Annotated in this window: 14 protein-coding genes; 7 read left to right on the top strand and 7 right to left on the bottom strand. The window is 74.4% G+C overall.

Annotation, left to right across the window (positions count from 1 at the left end):
* Nucleotides 1-44 precede the first annotated feature (44 nt).
* Nucleotides 45-539, bottom strand: coding sequence for a TetR/AcrR family transcriptional regulator (locus tag KPL60_RS03700; protein ID WP_226364900.1), 495 nt, complete (start codon nucleotides 537-539; stop codon nucleotides 45-47).
* Complete coding sequence (locus tag KPL60_RS03695; RefSeq protein WP_226364899.1) at nucleotides 485-739, bottom strand: TetR family transcriptional regulator; 255 nt, start codon at nucleotides 737-739, stop codon at nucleotides 485-487. The genes KPL60_RS03700 and KPL60_RS03695 overlap by 55 nt, the downstream gene beginning before the upstream one ends.
* Here KPL60_RS03695 and KPL60_RS03690 point away from each other — a divergent pair.
* Together KPL60_RS03690 and KPL60_RS03685 are read left to right on the top strand one after the other, a co-directional pair.
* Complete coding sequence (locus tag KPL60_RS03690) at nucleotides 738-1,178, top strand: hypothetical protein (RefSeq protein WP_226364898.1); 441 nt, start codon at nucleotides 738-740, stop codon at nucleotides 1,176-1,178. The two genes, KPL60_RS03695 and KPL60_RS03690, sit on opposite strands and share 2 nt — an antisense overlap.
* Before the next feature lie 11 nt (nucleotides 1,179-1,189).
* On the top strand, nucleotides 1,190-2,848 hold the full coding sequence (locus KPL60_RS03685) for a GMC oxidoreductase (protein ID WP_226364897.1): 1,659 nt from the start codon (nucleotides 1,190-1,192) through the stop codon (nucleotides 2,846-2,848).
* Nucleotides 2,849-2,932: 84 nt separating this feature from the next.
* Here KPL60_RS03685 and KPL60_RS03680 read toward each other — a convergent pair whose 3' ends face one another.
* Entirely contained in the window at nucleotides 2,933-4,192 is a 1,260-nt protein-coding gene (locus KPL60_RS03680) for a cytochrome P450 (protein ID WP_226357451.1), read from the bottom strand.
* Between the two features lie 80 nt (nucleotides 4,193-4,272).
* Between KPL60_RS03680 and KPL60_RS03675 the strand changes: the two genes are divergently transcribed.
* Both KPL60_RS03675 and KPL60_RS03670 read left to right on the top strand, forming a co-directional pair.
* Nucleotides 4,273-5,328 (top strand): YncE family protein, encoded by a 1,056-nt coding sequence (locus tag KPL60_RS03675; RefSeq protein ID WP_226364896.1) that lies wholly within the window; start codon nucleotides 4,273-4,275, stop codon nucleotides 5,326-5,328.
* 95 nt (nucleotides 5,329-5,423) lie between these two features.
* Nucleotides 5,424-6,578, top strand: a complete 1,155-nt coding sequence (locus KPL60_RS03670; RefSeq protein WP_374228582.1) for an IS701 family transposase — start codon at nucleotides 5,424-5,426, stop codon at nucleotides 6,576-6,578.
* Nucleotides 6,579-6,758: 180 nt separating this feature from the next.
* Here KPL60_RS03670 and KPL60_RS03665 read toward each other — a convergent pair whose 3' ends face one another.
* From KPL60_RS03665 to KPL60_RS03650, 4 genes are all read right to left on the bottom strand, one after another.
* On the bottom strand, nucleotides 6,759-7,334 hold the full coding sequence (locus KPL60_RS03665) for a TetR/AcrR family transcriptional regulator (RefSeq protein ID WP_226357453.1): 576 nt from the start codon (nucleotides 7,332-7,334) through the stop codon (nucleotides 6,759-6,761).
* Complete coding sequence (locus tag KPL60_RS03660) at nucleotides 7,331-7,876, bottom strand: DUF4334 domain-containing protein (protein ID WP_226357454.1); 546 nt, start codon at nucleotides 7,874-7,876, stop codon at nucleotides 7,331-7,333. Before KPL60_RS03660 ends, KPL60_RS03665 begins: the two co-directional genes overlap by 4 nt.
* Before the next feature lie 47 nt (nucleotides 7,877-7,923).
* Nucleotides 7,924-9,216 (bottom strand): MFS transporter, encoded by a 1,293-nt coding sequence (locus tag KPL60_RS03655; protein ID WP_226364895.1) that lies wholly within the window; start codon nucleotides 9,214-9,216, stop codon nucleotides 7,924-7,926.
* Between the two features lie 73 nt (nucleotides 9,217-9,289).
* Nucleotides 9,290-9,820, bottom strand: coding sequence for a hypothetical protein (locus KPL60_RS03650; protein ID WP_226357456.1), 531 nt, complete (start codon nucleotides 9,818-9,820; stop codon nucleotides 9,290-9,292).
* 92 nt (nucleotides 9,821-9,912) lie between these two features.
* On the opposite strand from KPL60_RS03650, the gene KPL60_RS03645 reads away from it, so the two are divergent.
* From KPL60_RS03645 to KPL60_RS03635, 3 genes are read left to right on the top strand one after another with little or no spacing between them, the layout of a single operon-like run.
* Complete coding sequence (locus KPL60_RS03645) at nucleotides 9,913-10,782, top strand: alpha/beta fold hydrolase (RefSeq protein WP_226364894.1); 870 nt, start codon at nucleotides 9,913-9,915, stop codon at nucleotides 10,780-10,782.
* Between the two features lie 31 nt (nucleotides 10,783-10,813).
* Nucleotides 10,814-11,347, top strand: coding sequence for a hypothetical protein (locus KPL60_RS03640; RefSeq protein ID WP_226357458.1), 534 nt, complete (start codon nucleotides 10,814-10,816; stop codon nucleotides 11,345-11,347).
* Nucleotides 11,347-12,090, top strand: coding sequence for an enoyl-CoA hydratase/isomerase family protein (locus KPL60_RS03635; protein ID WP_226357459.1), 744 nt, complete (start codon nucleotides 11,347-11,349; stop codon nucleotides 12,088-12,090). Before KPL60_RS03640 ends, KPL60_RS03635 begins: the two co-directional genes overlap by 1 nt.
* Nucleotides 12,091-12,094 lie beyond the last annotated feature (4 nt).

Here is a 12,094-nt window from a genome sequence, read left to right as displayed (position 1 = left end):
GCCCGCTCACCCGTGCCAGACTGCCGCCCGTGGCTCGCTGTGGATCATGGCCCGCCGGGCGGCCCGCCGTCCGCGGCCAGCGCGGCGAGCCCGGTCGCGAGCGCGTGCACCATGCGGCTGTACAGGTCGGGCGGCGCCTCGCCGGGCACACCGAGGCGGTACTCCCGGACGAGGCCGTGGAACAGCGCGATCATCGCGGTCGCCACCTCCTCGTCCGGCACGCCGAGGTCCACCCCGTTGGCCGCGCGGCCGCGCGCCACCATCGCGGCGGCCTCGGCACGGACCCGGCGGTGGTGGTCGGACACGGCCGCGCGCAGTGCCGGGCTGCGCATCGCGGCGGCCCAGCTCTCGGCGTCGAGCAGGGTCGCCGGGCGCGAGCGGGCGGTCTCCAGCAGCACCGTCTCCAGCTCGGCCAGCCCCTGCTCGGGGCCCGTGTCCATACCGGACCGCACCCGGTCCAGGTCGCCCTCCAGGTAGCCGGTCATCAGCGCCCGGAACAGGTCCTGCTTGCTGCCGAAGCGGCTGTAGATCGACCCCACCACACCCCGGCGGCGCGGGCGATCTCGTCCACCGAGGCGCCGTCGTAGCCGCGCTCGGCGAACACGTCGGCCGCCGCGGCCAGCAGGGCCGCCCGCGTGCGCGCCACGCCGTCGTCCCGTGTCTCCCGGCGCCTGCCCCCGGGCGTCGCTCCCGTCACGTCGTCCCCCCGTCCGCTCCCCCAGGTCCCGGAGGTTCCCATGCGGTTGCGCAGTCTGCTGTCGTCCGTGCTCGTCGGAGTGATCGTCGCCGGAGCAGGGGCGGGTGTCGCGTCCGCCTCCACCTGTGACGACGCCTGCCGGGTCGACGGTGCCCGCGCCTACGTCGCCGCGCTCGCCGACCACGACCCGTCGGCGGTGCCGTTCCACCCGCACGCGACCCGGGTCGAGGCGGGGCTGCCGACCGGGTTCTCCGGCGACCAGCTGCGCGCCGACCTGCGGTTCGGCCCGCAGTACCGGATCATCCGCGCCGTCTCCGACGAGACCTACCGGGTGCGCGGGGACGGCGTCGTCGTCGCGGAGTTCACCCTGTCCGTCGGGGCGGGTCCGATCGGCCTCACGACCGCGCGGGTGCACGAGACCTTCCGCTACGAGGACGGCCTGATCCGCGAGATCGTCGCCGACATCCGGATCGGGGGCTGAGCCGGATGCGGGTGACCAGCCGCCGGGGCTTCCTGACCGGGGCCGCGCTCGGCGCCGCCGCGCTGGGTGCCGCCGGGACCGCGACCGCCGCGCCGGCCCTGCTGCGCCGCGAGGTCACCGCGATGTCCGCACCGGCCGTCGTCGTCGGGAGCGGGCTCGGCGGGTCGATCGCCGCGGCCCGGCTCGCCGAGGCGGGCGTGCGCACCCTGGTCCTCGAACGCGGCCGCCGCTGGACCACCCCGGCCGCCGACACGTTCCCGCCGTTCCTGCGCCCGGACCGCCGCTCGTCGTGGCTGACGCCCGCGCCGGTGTTCCCCGGCCAGCCGCCGACGCTGTACAAGCCCTACACCGGACTGTTCGAGAAGGTGTCCGGGCGCGGGATGAGCGTGCTCTGCGGGGCCGGGGTCGGCGGGTCGACCCTGGTCTACGCCGGGGTGTGGATCCGGCCGGACGCGGCGGTGTTCTCCGCGGCGGTCCCCGGCATCGACCACGACGAGCTCGCCGCCGTCCACTACCCGCGCGCCGCCGCCCGGGTCGGGGTCTCGCCGATCCCCGACGACGTCCTGGCCCACCCCGCGCACGTCGGCACCCGGCTGTTCCTGGAGCAGGCCCGCCGCGCCGGGCTGGCCGCGCAGCTGCTGCCCAACGCGACCGACTGGGACGTCGTGCGCGCCGAGTTCGCCGGGCGGGCGACGCCGTCGATGTCGGTCGGCGAGTACTTCACCGGCGTCAACTCCGGGGCGCGGCTGTCGGCGGACAAGAACTACCTGCGCGACGCCGAGGCCTCGGGCCTGGTGACCGTCGCCCCGCTGCACCGGGTCACCGACCTGACCGCGGTCGGCGGCGGGCGCTACCGGCTCGACGTCGAGCGGATCGACACCGACGGAGTCGTGCAGGAGCGGATCGCGCTGACCACCGGTGCGGTGTTCCTCGCCGCCGGGTCGACCGGGACCTCCCGGCTGCTCGTGCGGGCCCGCGAGACCGGGACGCTGCCCGACCTCACCGCCGACGCCGGCCGGTTCTGGGGCAACAACGGCGACCGCATCCAGCTGCGCGTCGGCGTCCCCGAGCCGGCGGGCGGACCGCAGGCCGGACCGATGGCGGCCGGCATCCGCCCGCCCACCGACGACCGCGCCGAGGCCGTCACGCTCACCTTCGGCCCCGCGCCGCTGCCGTTCGACGTCCGCGCGATGTCGCTGCCCGGGTTCGGGGCCTGCGACCCGGTCGGCGAGTTCCGCTTCGACGGCGCCACCGGCGAGGCCGTGCTGCATTGGCCCACCGACGGCGACGCCGACGCCCAGCGCACCGTCCGCGACCTCACCCAGCAGCTGATCGCCCCGGACGCCCCGGTCGGCGCCGGCCTCGGACGGGTCGTCTCCGACGTCGCCTCCCGGCTGCCCGCAGGGCTCTCCGGCCTGGTCGCGCGCGCCGCGGACGCACCCTCCGGGGTCCTCGACCTGGGGACCCTGGACCCGGTCACCTGGCACCCGCTGGGCGGCGCGGTGCTGGGCCGGGTCACCGACGACCGGGGACGCGTGGCCGGGCACCCGGGGCTGCACGTCGTCGACGGGGCGCTGGTGCCGGGGACGACGGGGAGCACGAACCCGTCGTGGACGATCGCGGCGATCGTGGAGCGGGCGATGGACGGGATCCTGACCGACGGGCTGTGAGCCCAGTCCGCGGCGCCCCTCCCCGGTCCGCGGCACCCCGTGCGCGGGTCGCCGCGCGACGTCACGGGGCGCCGCGGGCCTGGTTCACCAGGTGACCGGCAGCGCCCGCACTCCCCCGGTGACCTGCTCGGCCCGCACGTCCAGGTCCTCCGGGGCGACGGCGAGCCGCAGCCCGGGCAACCGCCGGAACAGCCGCGCGAACACCGTCGCGAGCTCGGTGCGGGCCAGGCTCGCACCGATGCAGAAGTGGCCGCCGTAGCCGAAGGACACGTGCGGGTTGGGCCGGCGGGTCGGGTCGAAGGCGTCGGCGTCGTCGAACACCTCGGTGTCCCGGTTCGCCGACGCCGTCGAGATCATCACCGCGTCACCGCGGCGGATCGTGACGCCCCCGACCTCGATGTCGGCGTGCGCGTAGCGCAGCAGCGCGAGCCCACCGGGGGCCGACATGCGCAGGACCTCCTCGACGGTGCCGTGCAGCCGGCCGTCGACGTCGGCGACGAAGGCGTCCCGGCGGGCGGTGTCGGTGAGCAGCAGGAGCACGCCGAGGTCGATGCGCCCGACGGTCGTCTCGTGCCCGGCGAACAGCAGCCCGGCGGCGAGCCGGGTCAGCTCGGCCTCCCCGAAGCCGGGGTCCTCGGCCTGGGCCCGCACGAGGTCGGTGACGACGTCCTCCCCCGGGGTCTCCCGCTTCGCCGCCGCGAGCCGTCCCATGTAGCCGCGGAACTCGGTCATCGCGGTCTCGGCGTCGCCCCCGGAGCGGATGGTCGCGACCCGCTCGGACAGCCCGCTGAAGTAGCCGCGGTCGGCGAAGGGCACGCCGAGCAGCTCGCAGATGACCAGCACCGGGAGCGGGAACGCGAGGTGGGCGTGCAGGTCCGCGACGCCGTCGGGGGACGTCTCCCTCGCGGCGACGAGGTCGTCCAGACAGCCGTCGACGAGCTCGCCGACGTGGTCACCGAGGCGCCGCATCCGCTTGGCCGAGAACGCGGGGACGAGCAGCCTGCGCATCCGGTCGTGCTCGGCCTTCTCGGTCTCCACGGTGCCGGTGGGGCCGCCCAGGATCGCCGCCTCGGACACCCGGGCGGCCTGCTCGGGCGCGGGGTGCGAGCGACCGAGCCGCGGGTCGGCGAACAGGGAGCGCGCCTCGGCGTGCCGGGTGACCAGCCACGCCGGGTCACCGACCGGGGTGCGCACCGGCACGATCGGTCCCTCGCGGCGGAGCACCGCGTACAGCGGCGCGACGTCGATGACGTTCGGACGGTCGAAGGGCAGCTGCGGGGCCTCGGCGGTCGTCACGGGGACACTCCCTCGTCGTCGTGATCCGGACACCGGAACGGTAGCCATCTATCGTTTCGTGGCGCAACCGGGAGTCCCGTTCGTCCCGCCGGCGCGCGGCCGTCCGGCCGGGCGACGATGCTGTGCCCATGGCGACAGGGAAGCGCATGCTCCGCACGGCCGCCGTGCTCGTCCTGGCGCTCCTCGCCGCGGGCTGCACGTCCCCGCCCGACGGCCCGGCCGCACCGGGACGCGCGGGTACCCCGGTGCGGTTCGCCGAGCCGCTGCCGCCGCCCGCCGAGCCGGGCGTCGCGCCGCCGGTGACCGGCACCCCGCCCGGGCGGACCGTCGCGGTCGGCGCGGTCCCGGAGGGCATCGTCGCCGACGGGCCGACGCGCCGCGTCGCGGTCGGGGTGCGACAGCCCGACCGGCTCGTGCTGCTCGACGCCGACACCGCCGCCGTCGTCGGGCGGGTGCCGCTGCCGGGCGTGCTGCGCCACCTGCAGCTCGCCGGGCCGGGCGGGCCGGTGCTGGTCCCGAGCGAGAGCGCGAACGGCCTGCTGCGCGTCTCGCTGCCCGGCGGCCAGGTGTCGTCGGAGGTGATGACCGGCCCGATGGCGCACGACGCGACCGAGACCGCGGCCGGGACGGTGTTCGTCGCCAACGAGGCGGGTGGCAGCGTGTCCGTGGTCCGCGGGGACCGGGTGGTGCGCCAGCTGACCGACGTCACCCAGCCCGCCGGGCTCGCCCCGGTCGGCGACCGGGTCGGGCTGATCGACGTCCGCGAGAACACCCTCACCGTCTACGACGCCGCGACCGGCGACGGCATCCGCGAGCTCCCGGCCGGCGACGGCCCGACCCACCTGGTCGCCGACCGGCACGGCCGCATGATCGCGACCGACACCCGGGGCGGGCACCTGATCGTCTTCGATCCGGCGGGCACCCCCGCCGAGGTCGGACGGGTGGACCTGCCCGGCGAGCCCTACGGGATCGCCTACGACCCGGTCCGCGACCGCGTGTGGGTCACCGCGACCGGGGCGAACCTGCTCGTCGGCTACGACATGACCGACCCGACGCCGCGGGAGGTGGCCCGGATCCCCACCGTGCGGCAGCCGAACACCGTGGCGGTGGACCCGGACACCGGGCGGCTCTTCGTCACCGGTACCGCCGACGGTGTCGTGCAGGTCGTCGACGGGCCCGCCTAGTACTACAGTCGCGTTTATGTTGAGGGTGATCGGTGTGTTTCCGGTTCTGGTGTTCGTGACTGTGTTAACCCTTGGCGGTGGGTGACGATATTGGTGTGGCGGATGTGCGGGAGTGGGCGGCGGGTCTGGACGAGATCGCGCGGTTGATTGGGTCGCGGTTCGCGCGTTCGGAGCCGCGGGCGAACGCGGTCGCGTATGTGCGGGGGCTGCTCTCGGAGCGGGAGCGGAAGAACTCGTGGACGATCTCCGAGCAGGCCGGTCAGCCGGTGCCGGATCCGATGCAGCGGCTGCTGTCGACGACGGACTGGGATCCCGATGCAGTGCGGGACGATCTGCGCACGTATGTCGTTGCGCACCTGGGCGACCGGGCTGGGATCCTCGTCGTCGACGAGACCGGGTTCCTGAAGAAGGGAGACCGGTCGGCGGGTGTCGCGCGGCAATACACCGGCACGGCGGGTCGGATTGAGAACGCGCAGGTCGGTGTGTTCCTGACCTATGCGACGCCGCATGGGCGGACGTTCCTGGACGGGGAGCTGTATCTGCCGAAGGCGTGGACCGAGGATCGCCCCCGATGTGACCGTGCGGGGATCCCTGCTGATCGTGAGTTCCGCACCAAGCCCGAGCTGGCGGTCGAGATGATCGCCCGCGCGATCGACGGCGGGGTTCCGGCGTCGTGGGTGACCGGCGATGCCGTCTACGGACAGCACTACCGGCTCCGCAAGAGCCTCGAAGACCGTCAGATGAGCTACGTGCTCGCGATCCCCTCCAACCAGCGCGTGATCGCCAAGACCACCTCGTCGATCATCGGGAGCGAGTACCGGGCCGACGCGCTCATCGCAGGACTGCCGGCCACCGCGTGGCGCAGCAGGTCAGCCGGCGCCGGATCGAAGGGCGACCGTCGCTACGCGTGGGCGCGGGCGCGGATCAACGGGGAACGCGATCCCGACGCCGAGTACTGGCTGCTGGCCCGCCGCAGCCTGACTGCCCCCTCAGAGCTGGCGTACTACCTCTGCCACACGCCCAAGCGAGTCGCGCTCAGCGAGCTGGCCCGGGTCGCCGGCGCGCGGTGGGCGATCGAGGAGACCTTCCAGACCGCGAAAGGCCAGACCGGCCTCGATCATTACCAAGTCCGGCAATACACCGGCTGGTACCGGCACATCACTCTCTCCATGCTCGCGCACGCCTTCCTCACCGTGACACGGTCAAAAAGGGGGCTCTCCACGCCGACAGCGGCGAGCTCATCGCGCTGAGCCTGCCCGAGATCCGCCACCTCATCGCCACCCTCGCACTGGACACGATCGCCGACCCCGGCCACGTGCTGCGCCGCTCACGCTGGCGACGAAGACACCAACACACCGCCCAACAGCACCACTACCAACACCGCAGCCACAACCCATAAACGCGACTGTAGTACTAGGAGCGCGCGGAGCTCACCGGCGGGCCCCGAGGGCCGGCAGCAGCACGTCGTCGCAGACCGACCGCAGGTACCCGGCGTCGGCGACGGCCGACGGCCCGTCCAGCAGCGTCGGCGCCACCACCGCGCCCGCCAGCAGGTAGGGCAGGTGCCGGGCGGCGGGCGGGTCGGCGGGCAGCTCCCCGCGGGCGACGGCCCGCACCACCACCGCGCGCAGCGCCTCCACCTGCGGCAGCAGCCGCGAGGACAGCGCGGCCAGCAGGGCGGGGTCGCGCTGCCCGGCCCCGGCCAGCCCCAGCACGATCGGCACGTCGACCCGGGCCCGCGCGGCCAGCTGGTCGACCACCGCCGCGAGGTCCCCGGCCAGCGACCCGGTGTCGATCCGGTCGATCGCGAGCGGGCTGCCCGCCGAGACGGCCTCCACCACCAGCGCGGCCTTGTCTCCCCACTGCCGGTAGAGCGTGGCCTTGCTGGTGCGGGTCGCCGCGGCGACGGCCTCGACGGTGGTCGACTCATAGCCGCGTTCCGCGACGAGGTCACGGGTCGCGGCGAGCACCTCCCGGCGGCGCTCGTCGGGGAAGCGGCTGGTCACTCGCGACGCAGGAAGAACAGGAACGGGTGGGCCAGGCCGCGCATGTCCATGGCACCGAGGACGGTGTCGTCGTCGACGCGCCGGAAGACGTCGTGGATCGGCAGGTCGTCGTAGCACATGGTGGCGCTGGCGACCCCGCGGTACTCGGTGGTGCGCAGCCGCGCCTTCGGGGCCCGGGTGGCGAGCGCGGGGCCCGCGGTGCGGGCGATCCGCGCGAGGGTCGCGTTGCGCAGCGCGGCCGGGTGACGCAGCAGTGCGGGCAGCGGGACCAGGGCGGGGTTGAGCGAGAACCGGCCGCCGCGGGGGTGGTCCATGACGAGCGGGTGGACGTCGTCGACGCCGTCGAACCGCTTGCCGTGCCAGCCGAAGCGCCCCAGCAGCCCGTCCATCGGGTTGCCGGTGGGGATCTCGCCACCGGACCAGTCACCCAGCATCTCCTCGACGCGGACGGCGGGCAGCGCGTCGAAGAACCCGAGGCCCTCCTCGAGCGTGGCGCCGTGCGCGAGGTGGCGCAGCGTGTCGGCCGGTGCGGTGCTGGTCATCGCGAGCTCTCCATCGAAACGGTGGCGTTTCGATGGAGCGTACCCGCTCAGCGCAGGGCGGAGCCCTTCGTCTCCGGCAGGGTCAGCACCGCGACGAAGGAGATCACCGCCCCGACGGCGACGTAGACGAAGAACAGGATCGCCAGGTCCGCCTCCTGCAGCGAGGCGATGACCAGCGGCGCGGTCCCGCCGAACACGGCGACGGTCAGGTTGTACCAGGCACCGATGCCCAGGGCGCGGACCTTCGTCGGGAACAGCTCGCTCATGATCGCCGGCGCGACCGAGGTCATCGCCGTGTAGAGCCCCAGCCCGACGACGAACACGACGAACATGTTCCAGAAGCCGGGCCCGATCAGGAACGACAGCGGTACGACGAGCACCGCGGTGGCCGCGGACCAGACCAGCATCTGCGGCTTGCGGCCGTACCGGTCGGCGGCGGCCCCCATCGGGTACTGCAGGAGCACGAAGATCGCCGTGGCGATCGACAGCGCGAGGAACACCTCCGTCGCGTCGGCGCCGCGGGAGCGGGTGGCGAACGGGGTCAGCGCGGAGAAGAACGTGTAGTAGCAGAGCGTGTGCAGGATCGTGAAGCCGACGAGCTGCGCGACCGCCCTCGGGTGCTCACGCAGGGTCAGCATCAGCGGGTTGCGGATCCGGGCCGCGGACTCCTTGTTCTCCTCGAACTGCTCGGTCTCGCTCATCTGGCGCCGCATCCAGATCCCGACGATCCCGAGCACCCCGCCGAGCAGGAACGGGATCCGCCAGCCCCAGGAGGCCAGCTGGTCCTCGGTCAGCGTCGCGGCCAGCACGAAGCCGGTGAGCGAGGCGAACAGCACCGCGGTGCCGGTGGAGATGTAGAAGAACGACGAGTAGCGCCCGCGCCGCTCGCGCGGGGCGATCTCGGCGAGGTAGGCCGAGGCGTTGGAGACCTCCCCGCCCAGCGACATGCCCTGGGCGATGCGCGCGAGCAGGAGCAGCACCGGCGCGAACCAGCCGATCATCGCGAACGTCGGCAGCAGGCCGATGACGAACGACCCGCCCGCCATCAGCAGGATCGTCACCAGCATCGCGGTCCGGCGGCCCTTGAGGTCGGCGAAGCGGCCCAGCAGCAGACCGCCCAGCGGCCGGAAGAAGAAGGCGAGCGCGTAGGTCGCGAGCGTCGAGATGAGGGCCAGCGCCGCGTTCTCGGGCGGGAAGATCTGCGTCGCGAAGTAGATCGAGAACGTCGCGTAGATCGTCCAGTCGTACCACTCGACCGCGTTGCCGATGGACGCCGCGACGAGCGTCCGAACCGGGAGACGGTGACGTTCCGTCGTTCCGGTGGTGGGTGCCTGGGACACGGTTCCCCCTGACGTGTCGGCCGAACGGTCGGCGAACGGTAACCGTTACAGCCCGACAATTCGACCGGACGGGTCAGGAGAGGACCAGGCCGACGATCGTCGCGGTCCCGAAGACGAGCGTCACCACGTGCCCGAGGACGGCGAGCCCGCGGCGGCCGCGCCGGGTGCCGAGCACCACCGCCGTCGTCCAGGGCAGGTAGCCGAGCAGGGCCACGCCGAGGAACGGCAGGGTCAGCGCGGCGAGCACCCCGGTCGTCCCGGTGGGCACCGCACGGTCACCGGCGGGGGTCAGCTGCGCCGCCACGACCTCCCCGGCCGACGAGTCCGGCGAGGCGTCGACGGCGATCGGGTCACCGCCGGCGTCGGGCCGGAACAGTCCGTTGCAGTCGTAGCGGCCCTCCCCCAGGTCGGTGCAGTCGGTGACCTCCAGGACCCCGGGCGCGCCGACCGAGCCGGTGGCCAGGCGCAGGTCGTCGACGGCGAACCACCCGCACGCGAGCGCGAGCAGCAGCCACAGCGCCAGCAGGAACCCCATCCAGCCCGGGGTGGGGGTCTCCGGGTCGTCCCAGTCGACCTCGACGTCGGGGTTCCGGCGCTCACTCACACGCGCGAGTATCGCCGTCGCGACCCGGGCACCCCATCATCATTTCTCGGTACACCGAGCCGTCCGTCCCACGATTCCGGAGGATCCCCGCGATGCCACTGTCCACCGCCACCGACGGCTTCCGACTAGCCTACGACCGCCACGGGGAGCCCGGTGCGCCGCCGGTCCTGCTGCTGCACGGCTGGCCGGGCGACCGGACGGACATGACCGCCGTCGCCGAGCGGCTGGCCCCCGCGCACGACGTCGTCGTCCCGGACCTGCGCGGGTTCGGCGGGTCCGACAAGCACGACCGCGACCCGGCCGAGCAGTACTCGGCGGCCGCGCAGGCGCGCTCGCTGACCGCGCTGCTGGGCGAGCTGGACCTGTCCGATGTGGTCGTCGCCGGCTACGACGTCGGTAGCCGCGTCGGCCAGCAGGTCGCGAAGGACCGGCCCGACCTGCTGCGCGCGCTCGTGGTCACCCCGCCCGCGCCGGGGGTCGGGCAGCGGATCCTCGCGGAGCGGCCCGTGCGCGAGTTCTGGTACCAGTCCTTCCACCAGCTCGACCTGGCCCGCGAGCTCGTCGACGGCGACGCCCGTGCCGCCCGCGCGTACCTGCGCCACTTCTGGTCGCACTGGTCCGGCCCGGGGTTCACCCCCGACGACGAACGCCTCGACCACCTCGCCGCCTCCTACGGGGCGCCGGGCGCGTTCGTCGCGTCGATCAACTGGTACCGCTCCGGCGGCGGCGCGGTGGCCCGCTCGCTCGCCGAGACCACACCCGACCCGGCCGACCGCGTCACCGTCCCGACGACGTTCCTGTGGCCCGAGCACGACCCGCTGTTCCCGCGCGACTGGTCCGACCGGGTCGGGGAGTTCTTCACCGAGGTGACCGTCACCCCCGTCGACGGCGTCGGGCACTTCGTCCCGGTCGAGGCACCGCAGGTGTTCGCCGACGCGGTGGCCGCGGTGGCCGCCCGGTAGGACCTGTCGTCGCGGCCGCCGCTGTGGTCCGATGATCGTCGTGGTCCGGGGATGGCGGTGGATCGGCGGGGCGGCGGTCGCGGTGCTGGCGCTCGTGGCGCTGCTGTCCTGGGTGCGCTGGGCCGGGCTGCCCGCGGACGTCGCCGTCCCCGCGACCACCGGCGGTCCCGTCGCGGTCACCGAGCCCGGGACCCGCTGGGTGTACCTGGAGACCCGCAGCGGCTACGGCTCCGCCGACGCGCTGCCGACGGTGACCGGCCCGTCCGGCCCGGTGCCGCTGGTCCCGGCGACGATGGACGAGACCTACTCCGTCGGTGCCCGCTCCGGCTTCCTGATCGGGTCGTTCGAGGTCGAGGAGCCGGGCACCTTCACGCTGTCCGCCGCGCCGGGGGCACGCGGGATCGGGGTCGCGCTGGTCGTCGCCGCGGCCGGGATCGCCCCGCTGATCGTGGCGATCCTGACGACGGTCGCGGCCGGCGTCGGCGCGATCGTGCTGCTGGTGCTGGTCCTGGTGCTGCGGCGACGACCCCCGCGCACCGCCCCGCCGCCGTGGACGGTGCACTGATGGGGACCCCGCGGGTGCACGACGACGGCGCGGTCCGGACCGTCACCCTGGACCGTCCCGAGGCCGCCAACGCACTGCACCTCGACGACGTCGACGCGGTCACCCGGGCCGTCACCGACCTCCCGGACCGGGTGCGGGTCGTGGTGGTCACCGGGGCCGGGGACCGCGCGTTCGGCGCCGGGATGCACCTCGACGTGTTCCGCGACGCCGCCCCCGGCGACGGTCGCGCGATCATCACCCGGCTCGCGACCTGCCTGCGCGCGGTGCGCACCGCACCGGTGCCGACGATCGCCCGGCTGAACGGCGCCTGCCTCGGTGCGGCGTTCGAGCTGGCGCTGGCCTGCGACCTGCGCGTCGCCCACACCGGGGTGCGGGTGGGGCTGCCCGAGGTCCGCCTCGGGATCCCGTCGGTGGTCGACGCGGCGCTGCTGCCCCGCTACGTCGGCGCCGCGCTCGCCCAGGAGATGGTCCTGACCGGCAGCGTGCACCGGGTCGACGAGCCCGGGACGGCGCCGCTGGTGAACCGGCTCGTCGACTCCCCCGCCGGGCTCGACGCCGCCGTCGACGACCTCGTCGCGACACTGCTCGCCCCGACCCGCGAGGTCCTGGCGGCACAGAAGGAGCTGCTCGAGACCTGGCGCGAGCAGGGCATCACCGGCTCGGTGGACGCGAGCGTCGACACCTTCGCGGAGGTGTTCGCGCTGCCCGCGACCCGCGCCGCGATCGCGCGGTACCGGCCGTAGGGTC

The organism is Pseudonocardia sp. ICBG162, assembly GCF_020496225.1.
Classification (GTDB): domain Bacteria; phylum Actinomycetota; class Actinomycetes; order Mycobacteriales; family Pseudonocardiaceae; genus Pseudonocardia; species Pseudonocardia alni.
Note: the sequence above shows the minus strand (reverse complement) of the source record. Positions and strands in the feature narration are given on the sequence as shown.

Bases quoted from the DNA above. Each gene is read 5' to 3' on its own strand.
- KPL60_RS03675 (WP_226364896.1), top strand. From the start codon at position 4,273: ATGGCGACAGGGAAGCGCATGCTCCGCACGGCCGCCGTGCTCGTCCTG.
- KPL60_RS03635 (WP_226357459.1), top strand. From the start codon at position 11,347: ATGGGGACCCCGCGGGTGCACGACGACGGCGCGGTCCGGACCGTCACC.
- KPL60_RS03695 (WP_226364899.1), bottom strand. From the start codon at position 739: ATGGGAACCTCCGGGACCTGGGGGAGCGGACGGGGGGACGACGTGACG.
- KPL60_RS03640 (WP_226357458.1), top strand. From the start codon at position 10,814: ATGATCGTCGTGGTCCGGGGATGGCGGTGGATCGGCGGGGCGGCGGTC.
- KPL60_RS03690 (WP_226364898.1), top strand. From the start codon at position 738: ATGCGGTTGCGCAGTCTGCTGTCGTCCGTGCTCGTCGGAGTGATCGTC.
- KPL60_RS03645 (WP_226364894.1), top strand. From the start codon at position 9,913: ATGCCACTGTCCACCGCCACCGACGGCTTCCGACTAGCCTACGACCGC.
- KPL60_RS03660 (WP_226357454.1), bottom strand. From the start codon at position 7,876: ATGACCAGCACCGCACCGGCCGACACGCTGCGCCACCTCGCGCACGGC.
- KPL60_RS03680 (WP_226357451.1), bottom strand. From the start codon at position 4,192: ATGGCTACCGTTCCGGTGTCCGGATCACGACGACGAGGGAGTGTCCCC.